This window comes from Acidimangrovimonas sediminis (assembly GCF_002871005.1).
Classification (GTDB): Bacteria; Pseudomonadota; Alphaproteobacteria; order Rhodobacterales; family Rhodobacteraceae; genus Acidimangrovimonas; species Acidimangrovimonas sediminis.
On sequence record NZ_PHSN01000024.1, the window covers coordinates 24,922 to 46,281 of the forward strand.

Annotated in this window: 14 protein-coding genes; 8 read left to right on the top strand and 6 right to left on the bottom strand. The window is 69.8% G+C overall.

The genetic code is table 11. The features are described from left to right. Positions 1 to 121 precede the first annotated feature (121 nt). The 7 genes from CVV76_RS19620 (at position 122) to CVV76_RS19650 (ending at position 9,245) form a co-directional block, all read left to right on the top strand. The gene (locus CVV76_RS19620) at positions 122 to 892 is read left to right on the top strand and encodes a sugar transferase (RefSeq protein ID WP_102226393.1); all 771 of its coding nucleotides are present in this window, start codon (positions 122 to 124) and stop codon (positions 890 to 892) included. After that, complete coding sequence (locus CVV76_RS19625; RefSeq protein WP_102226394.1) at positions 889 to 2,430, top strand: oligosaccharide flippase family protein; 1,542 nt, start codon at positions 889 to 891, stop codon at positions 2,428 to 2,430. Before CVV76_RS19620 ends, CVV76_RS19625 begins: the two co-directional genes overlap by 4 nt. Continuing rightward, positions 2,427 to 3,644, top strand: coding sequence for a glycosyltransferase (locus CVV76_RS19630; protein WP_102226395.1), 1,218 nt, complete (start codon positions 2,427 to 2,429; stop codon positions 3,642 to 3,644). The genes CVV76_RS19625 and CVV76_RS19630 overlap by 4 nt, the downstream gene beginning before the upstream one ends. Next, positions 3,641 to 4,927 (top strand): glycosyltransferase family 4 protein, encoded by a 1,287-nt coding sequence (locus CVV76_RS19635; protein ID WP_102226396.1) that lies wholly within the window; start codon positions 3,641 to 3,643, stop codon positions 4,925 to 4,927. The genes CVV76_RS19630 and CVV76_RS19635 overlap by 4 nt, the downstream gene beginning before the upstream one ends. Before the next feature lie 19 nt (positions 4,928 to 4,946). Next, a complete protein-coding gene (locus CVV76_RS19640) occupies positions 4,947 to 5,999 on the top strand; it encodes a glucosamine inositolphosphorylceramide transferase family protein (RefSeq protein WP_102226397.1) in 1,053 nt (350 codons plus the stop codon). 1 nt (position 6,000) lies between these two features. Continuing rightward, complete coding sequence (galE, locus tag CVV76_RS19645) at positions 6,001 to 7,026, top strand: UDP-glucose 4-epimerase GalE (RefSeq protein WP_102226398.1); 1,026 nt, start codon at positions 6,001 to 6,003, stop codon at positions 7,024 to 7,026. A 188-nt stretch (positions 7,027 to 7,214) separates the two neighbouring features. Continuing rightward, positions 7,215 to 9,245 carry an ATP-binding protein gene (locus CVV76_RS19650; RefSeq protein ID WP_102226399.1) on the top strand — a complete coding sequence of 677 codons (2,031 nt, stop codon included), beginning with the start codon at positions 7,215 to 7,217 and terminating at the stop codon, positions 9,243 to 9,245. A 22-nt stretch (positions 9,246 to 9,267) separates the two neighbouring features. On the opposite strand, the gene CVV76_RS19655 is transcribed toward CVV76_RS19650, so the two are convergent. Then, positions 9,268 to 10,023: a Crp/Fnr family transcriptional regulator gene (locus CVV76_RS19655; protein WP_158243201.1), complete on the bottom strand. Its 756-nt coding sequence runs from the start codon at positions 10,021 to 10,023 to the stop codon at positions 9,268 to 9,270. Between the two features lie 517 nt (positions 10,024 to 10,540). Between CVV76_RS19655 and CVV76_RS19660 the strand changes: the two genes are divergently transcribed. Continuing rightward, positions 10,541 to 11,410 carry a response regulator transcription factor gene (locus tag CVV76_RS19660; RefSeq protein WP_102226401.1) on the top strand — a complete coding sequence of 290 codons (870 nt, stop codon included), beginning with the start codon at positions 10,541 to 10,543 and terminating at the stop codon, positions 11,408 to 11,410. A 43-nt stretch (positions 11,411 to 11,453) separates the two neighbouring features. Here the strand turns inward: CVV76_RS19660 and CVV76_RS19665 are convergent, their stop codons facing one another. The 5 genes from CVV76_RS19665 to CVV76_RS19685 all read right to left on the bottom strand — a co-directional run bounded on the left by CVV76_RS19665 (position 11,454) and on the right by CVV76_RS19685 (position 21,139). Further along, a complete protein-coding gene (locus tag CVV76_RS19665) occupies positions 11,454 to 13,307 on the bottom strand; it encodes an HlyD family type I secretion periplasmic adaptor subunit (RefSeq protein ID WP_233193031.1) in 1,854 nt (617 codons plus the stop codon). Continuing rightward, on the bottom strand, positions 13,307 to 15,058 hold the full coding sequence (locus tag CVV76_RS19670) for a type I secretion system permease/ATPase (protein ID WP_408607894.1): 1,752 nt from the start codon (positions 15,056 to 15,058) through the stop codon (positions 13,307 to 13,309). Before CVV76_RS19670 ends, CVV76_RS19665 begins: the two co-directional genes overlap by 1 nt. 546 nt (positions 15,059 to 15,604) lie before the next feature. Continuing rightward, positions 15,605 to 17,236: an OFA family MFS transporter gene (locus tag CVV76_RS19675; RefSeq protein ID WP_102226402.1), complete on the bottom strand. Its 1,632-nt coding sequence runs from the start codon at positions 17,234 to 17,236 to the stop codon at positions 15,605 to 15,607. Between the two features lie 326 nt (positions 17,237 to 17,562). Continuing rightward, a complete protein-coding gene (locus CVV76_RS19680; protein ID WP_102226403.1) occupies positions 17,563 to 19,599 on the bottom strand; it encodes a sensor histidine kinase in 2,037 nt (678 codons plus the stop codon). 1 nt (position 19,600) lies between these two features. After that, positions 19,601 to 21,139 (bottom strand): sigma-54-dependent transcriptional regulator, encoded by a 1,539-nt coding sequence (locus CVV76_RS19685; protein WP_102226404.1) that lies wholly within the window; start codon positions 21,137 to 21,139, stop codon positions 19,601 to 19,603. Between the last annotated feature and the right edge of the window lie 221 nt (positions 21,140 to 21,360).

Consider the following 21,360-nt stretch of genomic DNA (forward strand, 5'->3'; position numbering starts at 1 on the left):
AAAATCCTTGGGCCGTTGATCGCCATCAATGAAATTCCGCGATTCTTTTACGAAACGTTAGCCAAGCGAGCGTGCTGCCAGTCTCGCGATCGTAGGGTGCTGCCGCCAGGGGGTGACTGAAATGTATTTCAGCCAGCAATATAGACGTGACTCCAATTACAATTCTCCCTCTATTTCAAAATCCATTTCAATCAGCACCGCGGCTCATCTTCCTCCGGTCATCCCGGACGATCCCGGAATTATTCCGGACCTGAGCGTCATCATTCACCGCCCGCGCACGACGCTTTATCGTGCAGGCGGCAAGCGGCTCTTCGATCTTGTACTGGCGTCGGCACTGCTCGCTTTCTTTCTTCCCTTCCTGGCCGTCGCCGCGCTGGTGATCTCACTCGACGGCGGCAGGCCGGTCTTCGCGCAGATCCGCGTCGGGCGTGGTGGGCGCCCCTATCGATGCTACAAGCTGCGCTCGATGGTGCGCGACGCCGAGCCGCGGCTGGCCCGTCTGCTCGCGTCCGACCCGGAGGCCGCGACGCAATGGGCGCGCGACCAGAAGCTGACCTGCGATCCGCGGATCACCCGCCTCGGCCACCTGCTGCGCAAGTCGAGCTTCGACGAACTGCCCCAGCTCTGGAACGTCCTGCGCGGCGACATGAGCCTTGTCGGCCCGCGCCCTGTGGTGCCGGAAGAACTGTCGCGCTACGGCGGCGACGCCGATGCCTACCTGCGCCAGCGGCCGGGCGTGTCGGGCGCCTGGCAGGTCTCCGGGCGCAACGACACGACCTATGCCCAGAGGGTCTGTCTCGACGTCGCCTATGATCGCGATGTCAGCCTGGCAACCGATCTGGGTATCCTGTTGCGCACCGTTGGTGCCGTCTTGCGGGCGACCGGAAAATGACGGTGGCCTTCGCCCCGGCCGGCTCCGGCCGGCCCGCCCCGCGCGGGGGCGGGAAGTCGCGTGGGCCGATGGGGGTGGTGGGCGGCGTCGCCTCGACCTTGGCCGCAAATTACGCGATCCGTTTCGTCAACCTCGCCATCACCGTCATCATCGCACGCGCCGTGGGCCCCGCCGGGATGGGCGTGGTCGCCGCCGCCCTGCTGACGATCGAACTGATCGACACGATCCGTGACTTCGGCCTGCGCGAGGCGCTGATCTACGAACCTGGCCTCGACCGCGACTATTTCAGCACCGCCTTTCTGGTGATCCAGTCCGTGTCGCTGGTGCAGGCCTGCGCGATGGCGGGGCTGGGTCTCTTCGGTCCTTCGATGGGGCTGAACCCGCTGCTGGCCGCGCTGCTCATCTGGCTCGCGCTGCTGTTTCCGCTCAGCGCCCTTGCCTCGCCGCAGGAGGCGATGCTGCTGCGCCATGGCCGGTTCGGGCGCCGCGCCCTGGCCGACGTCCTGGCCGTCGTGGTCAAGGCGGGGGTCGCGATCGCGCTGATCGCCGCGGGCTGGGAAGTGTGGAGCATCGTCGCCGCGATGCTGGCCTCCGTCTCCGTGCGCACCGCCTTCCTGTGGCTGCAGACCGACTGGATGCCGCAGCTGATCCGGCCCTCGCGCCGGGTTCTGGGCGGGCTGGCGCGCTACGGCAAGCACATCGTCAGCATCAACATCATGGCGCTGGCCCGCACCAAGGCGGACCAGTACCTGATCGCGGCCCTGATGATGCCCGCCGCCCTCGGCACTTATTTCTTGGCGGCCCGCATCCCCGAGATCGCGATCTACGGCGTCAATGTGGCGATCACCACGGTGGTGTTCCCCACCTTCTCGCGCATCGCCCGCGAAACCGGCGACCTGCGCCCCGCCTACCTGCGTGCACTGCGGGCCTCGATGCTGCTGATGGTTCCGGTCTCGGTCGGCATCGCGGTGATCAGCACGCAGGCGGTCGAGGTGCTGTTCGGGACCGGTTGGCCCGGCGCAGCCACGGTTCTGGCGATCCTCGCGCTCGGCGGCATCCCCCTGACGCTGGGGTGGAGCTCGGGCGACGTGTTCAAGGCCACCGGGCGGCCCGAGCTGCTGACAGCGGTGACGGTGATCGAGATGCTGATCTCGCTGCCGGTGCTGGTGCTGGTGATCCTGGTCACGCGCGACCTGGCGATGATCGCCCTCGCCATGCTGGCCTGCGAGGTGGCGGGCTGCGCGGTGCGCCTCATCTACATGCAGCGCCGCGCCGACACGCCGATCGCCGACATCCTGCGCGCCGTCGCGCCGATCCTCGGGTCGGCCGCGGTCATGGGGGCGGCGGTGCTGTCCGCACAGGGTGTGCTTGGCGCGCTGCCGCCGGTGCCGCGCCTGGGCCTGAGCGTCGCGCTGGGGATCGCCGTCTATGCCGTGCTGATCATGCTGACCGACCGCAAGAGCGTGGCCGAGCTTCGCCAGCTTCTCAAGCGCGTGCCGCCGACCGCGGCCCCCGCCAACCCAGAGGGAACCCCATGAACCAGATCCCGCAACCTCTGCCGCTGGCGCAACCCGCGCTTGTCCCGGCAAGCGCGTTGCACGGTGCAAGCCGCGGTCGCATCCGGCACGTCATCGACGGCCTCGGACCCGGGGGCGCGGAACGCCTGCTGGCCGCCTATCTGCCGCGGATCGCAAGCCAGGGGTTCGAGGTCGACGTGGTGGCCCTGCAGGAGAAGTTCGGCAACCACATGCACGGCGCGCTGACCGACGGCGGCATCCCGGTGACGCGGCTCGAGGTCTCGAAGCTGCGCAACCTGCGGCAGGTTCGCAGCTTCCTGCAGAACATGCGCGCCACCGCACCCGACCTGATCCACGCACATCTGGAATTCGCCACGCTCCTCGGGTCGCTGTCGGGCCGGATGCTCAACCGTCCGGTGGTGGCGACGCTGCACACCCTCGACCTGCCGGGGCTGTCGTCGCGTCGCGACATGCGGCGCTGGCTGATGTACCGCACCATGGCGCGCTGGACCGACCGCACGATCTGCCTGACCAACGCCAACGCCGAAAGCGCGCGCAACAGCGGTCTCGGCCGGGCGCGCATTCTCGTGCTGCCCAACGGCGTCGAGATCGAGGATTACGACGCGCCGCCTAGGACCAGCCGCGCCGAGCTGCGCCGCAGCTTCGGCATCGCGCCCACCGCGCCGCTGATCGTATCGGTCTGCGTGCTGCGCCCCGAGAAGGGCGTCGACCGCCTGCTGCGCGCCTTTCCCGCGATCCGCGAAGCGGTGCCCGCGGCGCATCTTCTGGTGGTCGGCGACGGCGTGATGCGTGCGAAGTGGGAGGAGCTCGCCTGGTCCGAGGGGATCGCCGACCGCGTGCATTTCGCGGGCCAGCGCCGTGACGTGGCCGACATCATGCGCGCGGCCGACCTGTTCGCGCTGCCCACCCTGTTCGACGCCCAGCCGACCGTGGTCATGGAGGCGATGGCAGCGCGCCTGCCGGTGGTCGCAAGCCACGTGGGCGGCATCCCCGACATGGTCGAGGATGGCATCACCGGCAGGCTGGTGCGGCCCGACAATCCTTCTGCACTGGCCCGCGCGATCATCCCTCTGCTGGCCGACCCGGCGCTGGCGCAAGGCTATGGCGCCGCCGGGCGCCAGCGGGTCGAGACCGATTTCTCGATGGACCGCCAGATCGCCAAGCTCTGCACCCTCTACGACGGGCTGATCGAGGCAAACAGGTGGCAACGATGAAGATCGTCCTGGTCGAGACGGACAGCCGCGGCGGCCTGATCCACTTCGCCTATCAGCTGGCCGACGCGCTGGCCGGGCAAGGGGCCGACGTGACGCTGATCACCGCCACGGATTACGAGCTGGCCGACCTGCCGCATCGGTTCCGCGTGCTGCCGGTCCTGCGCCTCTGGCCGGGGGTCGAGGCCCCGGCGGCAACGCAGCTCGGCGCCTGGCTGCGCCGCCGGCTCTGGCCCCTGCGCCGCGCCGGCCGGGCCCTCGTGCTGGCGCGCGAATGGGCCCGGATCACGCGCACGATCCGCGCCCTCGGCCCCGACGTCGTGCTGTTCAGCTCGATCCGGTTCCGCTTCCTGTCGGTATTCCTGCGGCTGATCGCGCGCGGCGGGTCCCGCCCAGGTGCCGGGGGCGGCCCGCGGCTGGCGCAGATCTGCCACGAATTTTCCAACCGCGAGGCCGGGGGCGGCCCGCTCGGCCGTGTGCTCGATCTGGTGTTCCCGAGCCCCTACTCCGCGTTCTCGACCATCTTCCTGTTCTCGGAAGCCGCCGGGCGCGACTTCTGCCGCCTGTTCCCGGAAGAGGCCGCCAAGGTTCGCGTTCTGCCGCACGGCCCCGAACTCCTGTTCGGAGAGACCAACGCCGATCGCGCCCGGCTGGCCAGCCGCTACCACGTCCGGCCCGGCGAGAAGCTGGTGCTGATGTTCGGCGGCCTGCGTCCCAGCAAGGGCGCGGAGGATCTGGTCGAGGGCTTCGCCCGGATCGCCGGCCGGCCCTCCGTCAGGCTGCTGATCGCGGGCTATCCCAGCCGAGAGTTCGACCGCGAGGGTCTCCTCGCCCGGGTCGAACGGCTCGGCCTGTCGGCACAGGTCACGGTCGACTTCCGCTATCTGGGGCTCTCGGAGCTGGGCACCCTGATCCGCCGCGCCGACGTGGTGGCCTTTCCCTACCGCAGCGCGACCTCAAGCGGCGCCCTGGCCCTCGCGATGAGCCTTGGCCGCCCGGTGGTCGCCACCGCCGTCGGCGGCCTTGCCGATGCGGTGGACGATCGCGTGACCGGGCGGCTGGTCCCGCCGGGCGATGCAGAGGCCCTTGGCCGGGCGATCGGCGCCCTGCTCGACGATCCGGCCGGCGCCGCCGGGATGGCCGCAAACGGCCGCGAGGTGATGCTGACCGAACGCTCCTGGTCCTCGATCGCGGCGCGCATGCTGCGCGGCCTCGACAGCGACCGGGGCGTCGACCTGCCCGCCAGGGCACGGCCCCGCCCGCCCCTTCACTCCACGCAGACCTGACAGAAAGAGAGGGATCGAGATGAACCGCGCGGTACTTCGCCTTCCCGGTCCGAGATTACCCGGCATCCACCGCTTCCGGCGCGAATTCTGGACCATCGGGATCGTTCCGCAATCCATGGACAGCATCATCGCCCACGGCCTGCGCGCCGAACCGCGGTGGCTCTCGCCCGCGGCAAACACCTTCCTCGCCGATCCCTTCGGCCTCGTCCTGCCCGACGGGCGCCGCTGCGTCTATGCCGAGCGGCTGTGCTATTCCGGCGAGGGGGCGCACAACGGCAAGGGCGACATCGTCATGGCCTGCCTCGATGCCGACGAGGCCGCGCAGGATGGCGGCGAAGGGGATGGCAAGGGCGCGTGGGGGGGCGGCACCCCCGCGCCGCTGCACGCCGCGCTGAATGCCGGGCGGTTCCGGCCCTCGGTCACCCTGCCTCACCACCTGTCCTATCCCTCGCTTCTGGAATGCGACGGCCGCTGGCTGCTGTTCGCCGAATGCTCGGAGTCGAACGGCCTCGTCTGCTTCACCGCCGACAGCCCGGACGGCCCCTGGGGCGATCGCCGCCGCCTGATGCCGGGCACGCCGGTGATCGACCCGACCGTGATCGCGCATGAAGGGCTTTGGTACCTGTTCTGCACCCATCGGGGCGACCAGCCGCAATCGCGGTTGCAGCTTTACACCGCCGACCATCCGCTGGGCCCGTGGCGCGCCCATCCCGCCAGCCCGGTCAAGACCGACCGCGGGTCGGCCCGGCCGGCGGGGCCGGTGTTCCGCGGCGCCGACGGGCACCTGTACCGCCCCGGGCAGGATTGCCGCCACACCTATGGCGGCGCGGTGATGATCCACCGGATCGACCGCCTGACCCCCGAGGAGTTCGCGGAAACGCCGGTGCGTCACCTCGCCCCCGTGCCGGGGCCATGGGGCCACGGGCTGCACACGATCTGCGCCTTCGGGGACGAGACCCTGATCGACGGCAAGGGCTACCGCTGGTCGATCACCGAGCCACTCGACAATCCACGCCGCCAGCGCCGCGAAAAGGCGCGCTGGCAAGCAACGCTTCAGCAAGGAGGGCATTAGAATGGCTGACCGGATCCTTCTCACCGGTGGCGCAGGCTACATCGGATCGCATATCTACCTCGACCTTGTCGCGGCCGGCTTCGACCCCGTCATCTACGACAACTTCAGCAATGCCGACGTCGCCGTGCTCGACGCGCTGAAACAGATCACCCAGCGCCGGGTCGACGTGGTGCGCGCGGACGTGCGCAATGGCACGGCCCTGCGGGCGGTGCTCTCGCGCGGTGGCTTCGCCGGCGTGATCCACCTCGCCGCGCTGAAATCGGTGCCCGAGTCGGTCAGCAGCCCCCGGGCCTATTTCGACAACAACCTCGGCGGGCTGATCACACTGATGCAGGCGATGGACGACGCCGGGGTCAACCGGCTGGTGTTCTCGTCCAGCGCCACGGTCTACGGCACGCCCGAGACCGTGCCGATCCCCGAGACCGCGGGGCGCGACTACACCAACCCCTACGGTTTCACCAAGCTGGCCAGCGAACAGATGCTGGAGATGGTCGCCGCGGCGGAACCGCGCTGGAGCATCGGCGCGCTGCGCTACTTCAACCCCGCCGGCGCGCACAGCTCCGGCCTGATCGGCGAGACGCCGTCGGAAAAGACCACGAACCTCTTCCCCGCGATCGCCCGGGTGGCACTGGGGCAGCTCCCCCGGCTGACGGTGTTCGGCGACGATTACGACACGCCCGACGGCAGCGCCGAGCGCGACTTCATCCACATCGAGGACCTCGCGGCGGGCCACGTGCTGTCGCTGCGGCGGCTGATCGAGGACGGCCACAGCCATTGCGTGAACCTCGGCACCGGTCGGGGGCACACGGTCCTCGAGGTGCTGCACGCCTTCGCGAAGGCCTCGGGCCAGGAGATCCCGCACGTCCTTGCGCCGCGCAGGCCCGGCGACGTTGCCCGCTCGGTCGCCGACCCTGCGATGGCCGAGACGGTGCTGGGCTTCCGCGCCCGCCGCTCGCTGGAGGAGATGTGCAAATCCACCTGGCGGATGCTCGAACAGACTCACCCAGGCGCCCGCGACGCGGCCTGACCGTGCATTTTGCACCCCTGAGGTGATACGCCACAGCCAGATTCCACCATAAGGTTTTTCAACCCCCGGTCGACGCTTGGATTCAGGTGGTCGGACTCGACAAGTAATGGCGAAATGTATGAACTGAACATGAAGGTGGTGGTTCGCCGCGCCGGGCGGCGAATGTTCGTTCAGCTGGGGTCTGGTCCATGAGCGACAGCAACTCGGTAACGGGTGCCGGAGTGCGCGGCATGTCGGAAACGCGGGGCAGCACGCCTGCCACCGCCCCGCCGGACCTCCCCCCGCCATCCCGCCCCGGCACTGCCGACATTCCGACGCCCGGTCCCAGCCTGGTGATCGACCGCGGGCATCGGCTGGTCGAGGTGTCCGACGGCGCGCAGCCCTATCTTCAGCCAGCGGGGGAAGACGCCTCGGGCGTGGCATTCGAACGGATCCACCCCGATCTGATCGCCGGGCTGGCGCAGGGTCTGAACCGGGCCTTCCTCGGCGGCGAGGCGACGGTGACCGCCCCCCATAGCTTTTCCGTCGAGGGCAGGCTGCGGCAGGTCACACTCTTCATCCAGCCGATCCTCGGCGACGCGCGGGTCGAGAGGGCGCTGATCACCCTGCTAGACGGCGGCCCCGCCCCCGCGACCGACCCGCTTGCCGCCCCCCCGAAACCCCGGGAACCTGCCCGCCCGCGGCCGGAGCGGCACCCCGCCGACGAGAGGCACGGCAGAACGGACAGGGGTGGCGGGGCGCTGTGCGACAATCTCCAGACCCTCGTCGACGCGACCTCCTTCTCGGTCTACCGGATGAGCCCGGACTGGTCCGAACTGCGGATGCTCAAGGGCAAGGGCTTCCTGAAAGACGCCCCCAATCCGGTGACCGGCTGGATGGATCTCTACATCCCGGCCGAAGACCGGGCGACGGTGAAGGCCACGATCGCCCGCGCAGTCGCGACCGGCAAGGTGTTCGAGCTTGAGCATCCGATCCTGCTGCCCGACGGGGGGCGCGGCTGGGTGCTGTCGCGCGCGGTGCCGATCACCGGCAAGGACGGCAAGGTCGTGGAATGGTTCGGCGCGGCCAGTGACGCCACCGCCCGGCGCGCCGCGCTGGAGGAACTGGGACGGGCGCGGAAGATGGAGGCGATCGGCCGCCTGGCCGGCAGCATCGCGCATGATTTCAACAACCTCCTCACGGTGATCGCTGCGAACCTCGAACTTGCCGACATGCGGCTCAAGGATCCGCAGACACGAAGCCTTCTCGAACGCGCGACACGGGCGGTAGAGCTGGGCACAAGCTTCAACCGCCGGCTGCTGTCGCTCGTCGGGGGGCGCCAGCCGGCACCGCAGCGGGTGGATCTCAACGCCCGAGTCAGCGACCTTTGCCGCCTGCTCGACCGCGCCATCAGCGAACGGATCGAGCTTCACACCAGGCTCGCAGAGGATCTCTGGCCGGTCCGCGTGGATGCCGGCGATCTCGACAGCGCGGTGATGAACCTCGTGCTGAACGCCCGCGACGCGATGGCCGAGGGTGGGCGCATCGACGTGAGCACCGCCAACATCGCCCTCGGTGCCGCCGAGGCCGCGACGATGGCCGGTGCCCGGTCTGGCGACTTCGTCAGGATAAGCGTGAAGGACAACGGCACTGGCATGTGCCGCGAGACGATGGAACGTGCGACGGAGGCGTTCTTTTCCACCAAGCACGACAGCACCGGAACCGGGCTTGGCCTCTACAGCGTTCAGGGCTTCCTGCATGCGGCGGGTGGTTTCCTGCATCTCTCCAGCACGCTGGGCACGGGCAGCGCGGTCAGCCTCTACCTGCCGCGCGACCTTGCCGTGCCGGATCGGGCCGACCCCGCGGCCACTGCCGCGCCACGCCATGGCGCGGGCGAGACGATCCTGGTGGTCGAGGACGATACCCACCTGCGCGAGGTGCTCTGCGAACGGCTGACGGTGCTGGGCTACCGCCCCCTGGCGGCACGCAGCGCGGCGGAGGCGATGACGCTGCTGTCCGCAGGCACCGAGGTGAGCCTGGTGCTGAGCGATGTCGCGATGCCCGGGCGCATGAACGGCCACGGCCTTGCCCGCTGGATCGCGGCGCATCGGCCCGGTGTCCGCGTTCTGCTGACCTCCGCGATGGAGCCGGAGACCGTGCCGGAGGCCAAGACCCCGATCCTTGCCAAGCCCTACAGCAGCGCCCAGCTGGCCCGGTCGTTGCAGCGGGCGCTTGCCTGACCGTGCGCGCCCGCCCGCCTCTTCAGAGATAGACCCGGTGACCGGTGTTCAGCATCCGGCGCACGGCGGCAGCCCCAGCGCCAGTGCCGGCGCCCTTCGCAATCGCCCCCGTCCCGGCGACCCCCGTCCCCGCATCCAACGCGTTGCCCCCGCCGCCTGCCGCCACCGGCGGCGGCGCCACCAGCCCGGCCACCTGCGCCAGTTGCTTGACGTCGATGATCACCAGGTGCTGCGGATCAGGCATCCGGATCATGCCGTCGGCCTGCCACAGATGGGTCAGCCGGCTGATTGTCTCGCGGCTGGTACCGATCAGGTCGGCGATATCGGCCCGCGGCACGATCAGGGTCAGCACGCCACCGCCGTGGGGCAAGGGCTGATAGGGCAGGATCTCCCGCGCGCGCAGCAGGAAATCGGCCAGCCGCTCCTCGGGCTTTTGCAGGCCACGGGCCCAGATATGCAGGTAGAGCGCCTCCAGCGCCCGGCTGCGCTCGGCATAGACGGCGCGGCGGAACGACGGCTCCTCACGGCGGATCCGATCGAACTCGGCCCGGTCGAAGGTGCACAGGCTGACCTCGGTCGAACTTTCCAGACCATAGCGCCCCCGGCCCTTCATGACCTCTCCGACGATCGCGCCGGGACCGGCGATGCCGGTGATCATGCGCCGCCCCTCGGGCGAATATTGCAACAATCGCAAATAGCCGCTGCGCACGACCGCCACGAAACGGTCGTCGCCCCCGGCCTCCCAGAACCAGTGGTTCGGACGCTGGATCGCCGGCATCGACGCACTGGCAAGGCGCTCGCGCACCGCCGTGGGCAACGCGCTGCAGAAACCGCGTTTTTCCGCCGGGCAGCCCCGGCAGATGTCTGCAGCCCGCGTGGCCGGAACCGGCGCCTTGCCGGCCGGCGCACGGCGCTTGGCGGGCGCGCCCGGGATTTCCGGCAAGAACGGCACGATCGGAGTGACCGGCGCGGCCGGAAGACGAAGCGAATTCAAAGAAACGGGTATAGCCCCCATGGCAGCAATGACCTCACATAAAGAGCCACCGAGGCCATGCCGGGAGAACCGGCTGAAATACGCCGGCACAGTTACACCCAAACCCCGGAGGCAAGATACCTCCCCCTATTGTGAACTCTCGCATGTGCCGTGCGAACGACGATGTCGCGAGGGAATCGAATTGAATCGATTTGAATCGGTTCCGGAAGGCCGCCGCCGGGGCCCCGTCATGGGACTCGCGCTGCGGGCCGTCTGCTGCTAGACTGGGGACATTCATTCTTTCTTCGGTCTTTTCAAAAAGATGTCCGACGACCCGCCAGCAGATGCAATTCCCCATGTCGTTATTGTCGACGACAATCCCGCGATCCGCGACACCCTGAAGGAGTGCCTGCTGGCCGGTGGATACAGGGTGACGGAGGCCGGCGGGCGGGCGGAGCTGATCGCGGCGATGGACGGCGATCACGTTGATTTGATCACGATCGACCTGCGTCTCGGGGCCGAGGACGGCCTTGACCTGACGCAGGAGGTTCGCACCCGATCGCAGGTGCCGATCATCATGATCAGCGGTGTCGCCGATCCGCTCGACCGGGCGCGCGGGCTAGAGCTCGGGGCCGATGACTACATCACCAAGCCCTTCAACGTGCGAGAGTTGCTGGCCCGCGTCGGCGTCGTCCTGCGGCGGGCACAGGCGGGGGCGAAGGCCTATCAGCAGTCGGTCGCCCAGGCGGCGGCCCAGGCGGCCGCCCCGTCCGCGCCCATGCCCCGGCCCGCCCCGGTGGCGGGCCCGGGCATCGTCACCTTCGACGACTGGACCCTCGATTGCCGCCGCCGGCGCCTGCTGTCGCCCGAGAACCGCTCCTGCGTGCTGACGGCGACGGAGTTCGACCTCCTGCGCATGTTCCTGCAGAATCCCAACCGCGTGCTCAGCCGCGACATGATCATGGATCTGCTGAAAGGGCCGGACTGGACCGCGAACGATCGGGTTATCGACAACCAGGTCCGGCGCCTGCGCAACCGGATGAACGACATCGACGGGGTGAACGACATGATCCAGAGCATCCGCGGCGGCGGCTACATGCTGGCCGCCGACGTCGCCGGGCAATGCGACCTCCCCGCCCTGCCCGGCCAGGGGCGGGACAATGGCCAGGAGGGCGGTGCCGAACGGCGCTGAAGATGCCGCCTGGGATGGCGGGCGGCGCGCACCGCCCGCCGCCTCACTCGCGGAAGGCCTTTTCGAAATAGACCGTCAGGGGATGCAACAGATAGGCCATCGGGCTGCGCTCTCCGGTCTCGATGAAGGCCTCGGCCGGCATCCCGGGCACCAACTTGTGCGACCCGAGCACCGACAGCGCCGATTTCTCGGGCGCCACCGTCGCCGCATAGTAGTTCGTGTGCGTGTTCGGATCGGTCAGCGCATCGGCCGAGATCCGGATCACCTTGCCCGGGATCGGCGGCGTCGTACGCTGGTCGAACGCCGGGAACCGCAGCGACACGTCCTGCCCCACCTTGATGTCGTCGATATGGTTGCCATCGACCCGTGCCTTCACCACCAGCGGCTGATCCTGCGGGATGATGTACATCAGCGGCTCCGCCGGGCGGATGACGGAATGCACCGCGAAGACCTTGTTGTCGTAGACGATCCCCGCCACCGGTGCCCGGATCTCAAGCCGCGACAGCGTGTCGAGCAGGGTCAGCCGCTTTTCCTGAAGCTCGACTTCCTTGAACTCGATCTCGCGCAGCTGGGTCATCGCCTCCTCGCGCTGCTTGGTGGTCAACTGCAGCTTCTGGATGTCGTTCGCTGCCATCTGACCCTTCAGCTCGGCGATCTGGGCCGCAAGCTGCGCCCCCTGGCCGACCTGCGATTCCCGCTGGGTGCGCAGTTGCAGCAGGCGCGAGCTTTCGGCCAGCCCCTGCTTCAGGAGCGTCTCCTGCACACCCACCGCATCGTCCAGAAGCGCCGTCTGCCGCTTGACCGAGGCAAGTTCCGCCTGCGTGCCGTCGACGCGATTGGCGATCTGGGCGTTCTGCTCGTCGATAAGGCGGGCCTGCTGGGCCACCGCCTGGCTGCGCGCCAGGAACAGCGTGCGCTCCGAGGCCAGCTGGGCCGCAAAATCCGGGTCCTTGCGGATCCAGGCGGGGATGTCCTCGGGCGTGCTGACGTCGGAACTCCCGTCGCGCTCGGCCCGCAGTCGCGCGCTGCGGGCGGCCAGTTCGCGCAGCTGGCCCTCGACGATCGCAAGCTCCGACCGGGTGCGGCTGCCGTCGAGCGTCAGCAACACCTGGCCCGCCGCGACCTTGTCGCCGTCGGTAACGAGGATCTTGCCGACCACGCCGCCCTGCGGGTGCTGCACGACCTGGCGGTTGGTTTCCACCTCGATCCGGCCCGAGGCGACGACCGCGCCGGCGATCTGCGCGCGTACCGCCCAGACGCCGAAGCCCCCGACCAGAAGCCCGACCGCCAGCAGCCCCGCCAGCAAAGGCCAGCGGGCGCGCCAGACCGGATCGGGCAACGCGTCGACGCCAGCCTCGGGGCGGCGGGGTGGCGGGCTTGCGGCGCCAGTGGGACCCGCGGGGCCGGCGGGACCGCCGGGCTTGCCTCGCGCCGCGCTCGCCACGTTCGCCGCGGCGCCGGGCACTGCCTGCCGCGCGACCTGCGACCGGGGACGCGCCCCGACATGATGCACGAAGCGCGGGGTCTCTTCGCCCGTCGGACGGGCGGCGGGACGCGCGCCGGAATGTGGCGGCGGGCCGGATGGGGCCGCCTGTGCTGCCGCCTGCGGCGCCTCGGCGGCGGACCGCGCCGGGCGCGGTGCGGAGGCCGGCGCAGAGACCGACGGAGAGGCCGACGGAGAGGCCGCCCCTGCCGCGCCGTTGTCCGCGGCGGCCTCCTTCGGGACGGGATGGTCGCCCTCGGCGCCTTGGCGACGGTCACGGTCACGGAACCGCGGTTTGGTCTCCGCGCCCTCTGCATCCGCCGCGCGGGTGCGCTCCGCCGTGGTCGGCTTCACGTCGCGGGGCCATTCGCGGCCCGCGGGGCGCTGCCCCGGGATCATGCGGAACCTCGCCATCACGCCCCCTCGCGGCGTCGCGCCGCCGCCGCCTGCAACATCGCCGTCACCGGCGCGCCATTCTGCGTCACCCGCGCCAGCACCTCGTCCCGCGGTCCGATCGCGCGCAGGTGCCCGGCCTCCATCACCATCAGCCGCTCGCAGGCCTCGATCGCCTGCGGACGGTGGGTCATGATGATCACCGCCATGCCATCGGCCTTGGCCCGCTCGACCGCCTGGGTGAGCGCCTCGGACCCGTCGGTGTCGAGCGCGGAGTTGGGTTCGTCCAGCAGCAGCAGCCGGGGCCCGCCGTAAAGCGCCCTGGCCAGGCCGATGCGCTGGCGCTGGCCACCCGACAGGCGGCTGTCGGTGCCGTCCAGCCGGGTGCCGTAGCCCTCGGGCAGGGCAAGGATCATCTCATGCGCATGGGCCCGCCGCGCGGCTTCGATCACCGCCTCCGCGTCGGGGCGGGTCTCCATCCGGGCGATGTTCTCGGCCACCGTACCGCCGAACAGCGCCACCTGCTGCGGCAGATAGCCGATGTGGCGACCCAGGTCGTCGGGCTCGTACTGGTCCAGCGTCGCACCGCCGAGGCGGATCTCGCCGCTCGCGGCGGGCCAGTAGCCCAGCAGCGCGCGGGCCAGCGTCGACTTGCCGGTTCCGCTGGCGCCGATCACGCCCAACGCCTGCCCCGGTTCCACCGTGAAGGTCAGGTTGCGCACCAGCGCGGTGCGGGTGCCCGGCGCACAGATCGACAGGTTGCGCACCTCGAGCCGCGGCACCGGCACCGGAAGCCGGGTCTGCGCCGGACGTTCTGGCGTGGCGGCGAGATAGCGGCCAAGGCTGACCCAGGCCGCACGCGCCTTCTGCAGGACCGGCCACTGACCCACCGCCTGCTCGACCGGCGCCAGCGCCCGGCCCAGCATGATCGAGGCCGCGACCATGGCCCCGGCGGTGATCTGGTTCTTCAGAACGAGGTAGGCCCCCACCGCCAGCATCGCCGATTGCAGGTACAGCCGGAACGCCCGGGTGGCGGATGTGAAGCTGCCGGTACGGTCGCTGGCCGCCAGCGACTGGCGCATCGCCTCGACCCGCAGTTCCTGCCAGCGGCGCAGCATCGCGGCGCGCATCCCTTGCGTCATCACCACCTCGGCGCCGGTACGCACCTGCTCGGCGAAGAACTGCGCCTGGGTGGACAGGCCCTGCGCCGCCTTCACCTTGCGCGCGGTCGTCAGCTGGTTGACGACCGCGAGGGTGACCAGGACGATCGCCCCCGCCAGCGCGGTCACCCCCTGCAGCGGGTGGAAGATGAAGATCGCGGCGATGAAGAACGGCGTCCACGGAAGGTCCATCAGCGCCAGCAGCAGTGGCGAGCCGAGCAGCGCCTGCACCGCATCGACATCGCGCAGCGCATTCGCCGGCAATCCGCGTTCCTGCGGGATCTGGCTGCGCCGCATCGTCGCCTCGAACACCCGCCGGTCCAGCGCAGTCTGGAACCGCGCGCCGACCCGGGCCATGATCCGGCCCCGGGCATAGTCGATCACCCCCATCAGCAGGAAAAGCCCGGACACCAGCAGGAACAGGGCGGTCAGCGTCTCCATCGAGCGCGAGGCAAGGACCCTGTCGTAGACCTGCAGCATGAAGAGCGACCCCGTCAGCATCAGCAGGTTGACGAAGAGGGAGAAGACGAAGGCGGTCACGACGAGGCCGCGCCCGCGGTCGCGGGCGGCCCGAAGTTCATCGAGTCCGGGACGGGTGTTCAGCTTTGCGATGGTCACGTTTCCTGGCCTGCCATGCGGCGGTATGTGCGGGAAGATCTGGGTTCAGATGACCCGGAATCGCCTTTGACGCAAAGGGCCGCGCGCCTCTCCGGGCGAGAAGGCGCCGATCCCTGGGTGTCCTGCGACGCAGGCTCCGGGCACATCCGGGCGGGACCGCACGGCGGCATCGGGGAACCGCCGGAACAGGCCGGCCGGGGAATCTGTCAAGGGCGAGAAGCGCTTGCCGATCACGCCGCCGCGCCCCCCGGCGTCGCTGGACAGGATCATTCCCCCGCCGGGGCACGACCGCGACACGGACTGCGCGGCAGGGGCCATGTCGCCGCCCGTATCGGTGGATTTCCCGCCTGACAGAGCCGGATCGGCAGGAAGGCGCCGGAATCACCTGCCGCGGCGCGGCACCGGATACCATCCAAAGCTGTGGAATCAGCCCCGATCCACACGCGTCGCGTGCATGGTTCCGACTCGGAGGCCCGCCCTTCGGAATGAAAGCGCCGGGCGAAGGACCGCCCGGCGCAACATCGGCAAGGGTGCCTTGGATCAGAACAGGGCGGCGCCCTTGGCGATGGCGATCCAGACCCCGATCAGGAAAGGTATCCCGACCGCCAGCCAGAACACCACGCCCAGAGCCCCGAACTGGCCGCGCGCCGCGGTGGACGCATGGGCCCCGCCCGGGTCCTTCTGCAGGGCACGTTCCTGCGCCAGCTCCTCGTCGTCCATGAAGTGCTTGTCGTGGACCGGCTTCACCAGCGCGTTGCAGATCAGCCCGAGCAGCAGCAGCCCCGCCATGATGTAGAGCGTCCGGTCGTAGACCAGCGTCTTGGGCACGCCGTGATCCAGCTGGTACTGACGCACGCTCGCGATCAGCACCGGGCCGATGATGCCCGCCGCCGACCACGCGGTGATCAGCCGGCCATGGATCGCGCCCACCATCTGCGTCCCGAAGATGTCGGCAAGATAGGCCGGCACGGTCGAGAAGCCGCCACCGTACATCGTCAGGATGATGCAGATCGACAGCACGAACATGCTCGCGATCCCCATGTGCCCCCAGGTCGGCAGCAGGATGTAGAGGATCATGCCCAGGATGAAGAAGCAGTAATAGGTCGTCTTGCGCCCGATCCGGTCACTGAGCGAGGCCCAGAACAGCCGGCCCAGCGAGTTGAAGAGGCTGATCAGCCCCACCAGGCCCGCCGCCGCCGCGACGATCGCGGCCTTCTGCGCCTCGGGCGTCATGCCTGCGCCGCCACCGTGCAGCAGGTGGGTGCCGAACACGTCCTGCAACATCGGACTGGCCATCGAGATCACGCCGATGCCGGCAGTCACGTTGAGGCAGAGCACCAGCCAGATCAGCCAGAACTGCGGCGTCTTCGCCACCCGTTCCAGATGGACGTGCCGCTTGGTGATCATCGCCTTGGACTTGGCGGCATCCGCCTCGGTCCAGCCCTCGGGGCGCCAGCCGGTGGGGGCCACGCGGAACGAGAAGGCGCCGATCGACATCACGATGAAATAGATGATCCCGAGGATCACCATCGACTGCCAGACCCCCTGCACGCCGTCGCCCGAGAAGGTCTTCATCAGCCAGACGGCCAGCGGTGCGCCGATCATCGCGCCGCCGCCATAGCCCATGATGGCAAAGCCGGTGGCCATGCCGCGCCGGTCAGGGAACCACTTGATCAGGGTCGAGACCGGCGTGATGTAGCCAAGCCCCTGCCCCACGCCGCCGATCACCCCGGTGCCGAGGTAGAAGAGCCACAGCTGGTGCCACATGACGCCAAGTCCACCCAGCGCCATGCCGCCGCCCCAGCAGAGCGCGGCGATGAAGCCGGCCTTGCGCGGGCCCGCATGTTCCAGCCAGCCACCCCAGATCGCGGCCGAGATGCCCAGGATGGCGATGAAGGTCTCGAACACGTGGGTTTCGGCGGGCACGGACCAGTTGCACTGGGTCGTGGTCAGCATGCCGAAGAAGCCCATGCCCGCGCAATCGGCGGCGGGCTGGGTGACGAGGTGCGACATCGGCAGCCAGAACACGGAAAATCCGTAGGCCATGCCGATGCACAGGTGAATGCAGAGCGCGGCGGGTACCACGAGCCAGCGGTTGTAGCCCGGCCCCGCGATGATCGCCTCGCGACTGAGTATGGACGACGCCGGGGCGCCGTCTGCGATGGATGCCATGTCTTGTCCCTCCCAAGTCCTTCGCATCCGCTCCCTGCCCTGGGGGAAGGGTTTCCCTAGATGCCGCGGCGTCGTGCCGCGGGCGGAACGATGAAAGAGGCTGGGCGCTCTGTCAAATTTTTTATATATTTAAATCAATATCTTACGGTGCATTTCTGGGACATTTTGTCCTGACGCGAAGCGTGTGCTGCGCCCGATCGGGACATTCTGTCCATCCGCGCCCCCTCCGCACGGCGAAATCGGGACATTTTGTCCATTCCGGTCCCAAACGGCGCCAGTTCCGCCACCGGCGGCGCAGACTCCGGCAGGCTGCGCCGAAACGCCCCCTACGCCGCGTCGGGGCCGCTGGAGGGCCGCTCCGGGCCCTGCCCCGCCTCGGGCAGCCAGAGGGTGAAGCGCGCGCCCTCTCCCGGGCGGCTCTCCACCCTGATCCAGCCGCCGGCCTCGTCCACCAGCATCCGGCTGATCGACAGGCCAAGCCCCGTACCCTCGGCCCGCTTGGTCGAGAAGAACGGATCGAACACCCGCCCGATCACCGCCGGGGCGATCCCCGCCCCGGTATCCGACACCACGATCTCGGCACCCGGACGGCCGCCGCTGTCGGCGTCCCTGGTGGCGATGTGCAGCGTGCCGCCACTGGGCATGGCATGCAGCGCATTGACGATCAGGTTGATCAGGATCTGCTGCAGCCCGGTGCGCTCGATCCGCACTGCCCGCGTCGCGCGGTCGTCGCGCACCACCTCGACCGCGGCGTGGCGCAGCCGGTGCCGGGTAAGCGCGAGGCAATCGCTCACCACCTCCTCCGCCGCCACCCGGTCGGCGCTGGCCGAGAATTCCGCCGGCCGGGCAAATTGCAGAAGCTTGGTCACGATCGCGGTGATGCGGTGGACCTGCGCGTCGATCAGGTCGAACTCCGTCTTCGCCGGGTCGGCCGCCGGCCCCAGCGTCTGGCGCGCCACGTCCAGGTTGCCCTGGATCACCGCGACGGGGTTGTTGATCTCATGCGCGATCGAGGCGGTGATCTCTCCCACCGCGGCCAGCTTTTCCGACATCACCAGCTGCTGCGTCGCCTGCTCCAGCCGCCGGTTCGCCTCGGTCAGGTCGCGGGTCCGTTCCTCGACCTTGGCGTTGAGCTCGGCCGCCCAGCCGCGCAGCCTCTGGTCGCGCTCCTGCACCTGGTCGAGAAGGTGGTCGAGGTGGCGTGCCACCCGGCCGATCTCGTCCTCGCCCGGCACGCCGCCGATCCGCGCCGACAGGTCCCCCGCCTCGACCTGCCCGATGGTCGCCGTCATGTCCTCCAGCGGGCCGAAGATCCGCCCCGCCCACCGCAGGAACACCGGGACCGAGATCGCGGCGATGCACAGGAAGGCCAGCAGCGCGATCACGATCGACTGGGTCTTGGCCTGGCTGAACGGCGCGGCGAGGAAGCCCACGTAAAGCATGCCGACCCGCCGGCCGAGGCTGTCGGTGATCGGCTCGTAGGCCGAGATGTACCAGTCGTTGACCACGAACGCGCGGTCGAGCCAGACCCGCCCCTCGCCCAGCACCCGCTCGCGCACCGCGGCCGAGACCCGGGTGCCCAGTGCCCGCACGTTTTCGAACAGGCGCACGTTGGTCGAGACGCGGACGTCATCAAGGAACAGCGTGGCCGTCCCGACCGACCCCGCCGGCAGCGACCGGTCGCGGTAGACGAGGCCGTTGATCGTGTCGATGAAGCGCAGGTTGCGGTTCAGGAGGATCCCGCCCACCAGCGCGGCGTGCCGGCCATCGGGCAGCGTCACGGGCGCGGCGGAATGGATCACCATGCCCTCGTCCTCGGCCTTGCGGTCGGTGGGGACGGCGGCGCGCGTCGGCACCAGCGGAATCCGCGCGCGTTCGGCCAGCGCCGGCGAAAGCGCCGCCAGCGTCTTCGGCCCGAAGACATCGACAGCCGACATCCGCGTGCCCTGCAATGCGGTGTCGACCACCTTCCAGTCGCCCGGCACCCGCGGCGCTGCGGGCGTGGACGAGGCGATCACCCCGCCCCCCGGCAGCGCGACATAGAGGAAATCGAGACCGAGGCGCTTGCGCTCGGCCTCGAGAAACGCCGCCGGGTCCACCCCTTCGACATTGTGTGCAAAGGCCACCGAATTGCCCAGCGCCGCGATCCGCTCGCCTGAATTGGCCAGCAGCTGCGACATGTACTGATGCGCGATCGTCAGGTCGCCGTTCACCTTCACGATCAGCAGGTTGTCGACCTTGGTGGCCCAGCGCAGCGTGGTGAAGCCAAGCAGCGCCGGCAGCAGCACCAGCATGGGCAGCAGCGCGATGACCAGCAGGCGCAGCCGCACCGACCCCTTCGCCGGGCGGAACAGCCGGCGCATGTCAGAGGCCCCAGGCCGCGCATTTGCGGTCGATCGTCTTGCGCGAGATGCCCAGCCTGCGTGCCGCCTCCGTCCGGTTGCCGCCGGCCGCGTCGAGCGCGGTCAGGATGTGGCGCCGCTCCACGCTGTCCAGGGGTTCGATCCCTGCGGCGGCCCCCGCGGCCTGGGCAGGGCTCAGCATCTCCAGCGGGAAGCGGTCGAAGATCAGCGCCCGTTCGACGAAGTTTGAAAGCTCCCGGATGTTGCCCGGCCAGCCATGGCGCAGCATCGCACCGCGCGCCGCGGGGGTCAGGTCGCGCGCAGGCAGCCGCAGCTGCGCCGACAGCTCTCCCATGAACAGTTCGGCCAGGTCGAGCACGTCGTTGCCGCGCTGGCGCAACGGCGGCATCTCGACCTCGATCACGTTGATACGGAAATACAGGTCCTCGCGGAAGCGCCCGGCGCGCACCTCGCCCGGCAGGTCGCGGGTGGTGGAAAACAGCGGGCGCAGGTCGTAGGCGCTGCCGCCCCGATTTTCGAGCACCCGCAGGAGTGCCGATTGCGCCGCCGCCGGCATCTCGCCGATCTCGTCGAAGAACACGGTGCCGCCCCGGGCCGAGGCCAGAAGACCGCCCTCCCCGCCCCCGGCGGCCTCCCCCTCCTCGCCCGCGGGTGCCCCCGGGCGGCCGAAAAGTTCCGCCTCCAGCGTTTCGGCGGGCATGGCGGCGCAGTTGATCGCCACGAACGGGCGCGCCGCGCGGGCGGACAACCGGTGCAGGTGGCGGGCGGCCACCTCCTTGCCGGTGCCGGACTCGCCCCGGATCAGCACCGGCGAGGGCAGGTCGGCCACCCGGGCCAGCACCTCGCGCACCGCCCCGATCTGCGGCGAGGCGCCGATCAGCCGGTCGCGCCGCGGGCGCCACACGCCGGTCGCGCGCAGCTCATGACGCAGCAGCGCGTTTTCGTGGCGCAGATGCGCCACCTCGAGGCAGCGGCGCACGGCGTTCAGCACCTGGTTGGCGCGCACCGGCTTCAGCACGAAATCCGCCGCACCGGCCCGCATGGCGCCGATCGCCGTCTCTAGATCGGCATAGGCGGTGATCAGGATCGTCTCGGCAAGGCTGCCCTGCCGCCTGCGCGCCGCCAGCCAGTCGATGCCCGTCTGCCCCGGCATCATGTTGTCGAGGACGACCACATCGAAGTGCCGGCGGGCCAGTTCGGCCTCCGCCGCGGCGGTGCTTTCGGCCTCGGCCACATGCTCGCAATGCGGCGCCAGCGTCTTGACGAGGAAGTTGCGCATCCCCGGCTCGTCATCGACCACCAGGACGGCCGCCCCGGCAAGTCGGCCGGTTCCATCCCCTGCCCCGCGTCCCGTGCCCTCGCCCGTTGGCAGGGCGGCGGCCCCTGCCCCGGGGGCGCCCGTGCGCCCCCCAGCACCGGTTTCTCCTCCGGACTCTGCCCCGGTCTCCGTCCCGGCCGCGATCTCGGGCACCGTTTCAGGCACCGTTTCAGGCCCTGTCTCGCCCAGCCGGCTGTCGTCATGCTCGGGATCGGGACCCATTGCTTCCTCCCTCGGCCACCGTGCCCGGGCGCCGGGCGGGCGCATGCCGGGTGCGGAGGAGCCGCTGGCCGTACCTCCCCGCACGACCTCATCGCTTCGTGATAGAGGACGACCGGAGGCGCGGCAACCGGTCGCACCACCTGCGTCGAGGGCAGAGCACCGCCCGGATCACGGCCGCAGCCATGCCCCCCGGCAACCGCCCTGCAACCGTCCTCCACCTC

Coding starts and splice junctions, on each gene's coding strand:
- CVV76_RS19630 (WP_102226395.1), top strand. CDS start 2,427: ATGAACCAGATCCCGCAACCTCTGCCGCTGGCGCAACCCGCGCTTGTC.
- CVV76_RS19655 (WP_158243201.1), bottom strand. CDS start 10,023: ATGCCGGCGATCCAGCGTCCGAACCACTGGTTCTGGGAGGCCGGGGGC.
- CVV76_RS19680 (WP_102226403.1), bottom strand. CDS start 19,599: ATGCGCCGGCTGTTCCGCCCGGCGAAGGGGTCGGTGCGGCTGCGCCTG.
- CVV76_RS19660 (WP_102226401.1), top strand. CDS start 10,541: ATGTCCGACGACCCGCCAGCAGATGCAATTCCCCATGTCGTTATTGTC.
- CVV76_RS19650 (WP_102226399.1), top strand. CDS start 7,215: ATGAGCGACAGCAACTCGGTAACGGGTGCCGGAGTGCGCGGCATGTCG.
- CVV76_RS19625 (WP_102226394.1), top strand. CDS start 889: ATGACGGTGGCCTTCGCCCCGGCCGGCTCCGGCCGGCCCGCCCCGCGC.
- CVV76_RS19620 (WP_102226393.1), top strand. CDS start 122: ATGTATTTCAGCCAGCAATATAGACGTGACTCCAATTACAATTCTCCC.
- CVV76_RS19665 (WP_233193031.1), bottom strand. CDS start 13,307: ATGGCGAGGTTCCGCATGATCCCGGGGCAGCGCCCCGCGGGCCGCGAA.
- CVV76_RS19685 (WP_102226404.1), bottom strand. CDS start 21,139: ATGGGTCCCGATCCCGAGCATGACGACAGCCGGCTGGGCGAGACAGGG.
- CVV76_RS19635 (WP_102226396.1), top strand. CDS start 3,641: ATGAAGATCGTCCTGGTCGAGACGGACAGCCGCGGCGGCCTGATCCAC.
- CVV76_RS19640 (WP_102226397.1), top strand. CDS start 4,947: ATGAACCGCGCGGTACTTCGCCTTCCCGGTCCGAGATTACCCGGCATC.
- galE (WP_102226398.1), top strand. CDS start 6,001: ATGGCTGACCGGATCCTTCTCACCGGTGGCGCAGGCTACATCGGATCG.
- CVV76_RS19675 (WP_102226402.1), bottom strand. CDS start 17,236: ATGGCATCCATCGCAGACGGCGCCCCGGCGTCGTCCATACTCAGTCGC.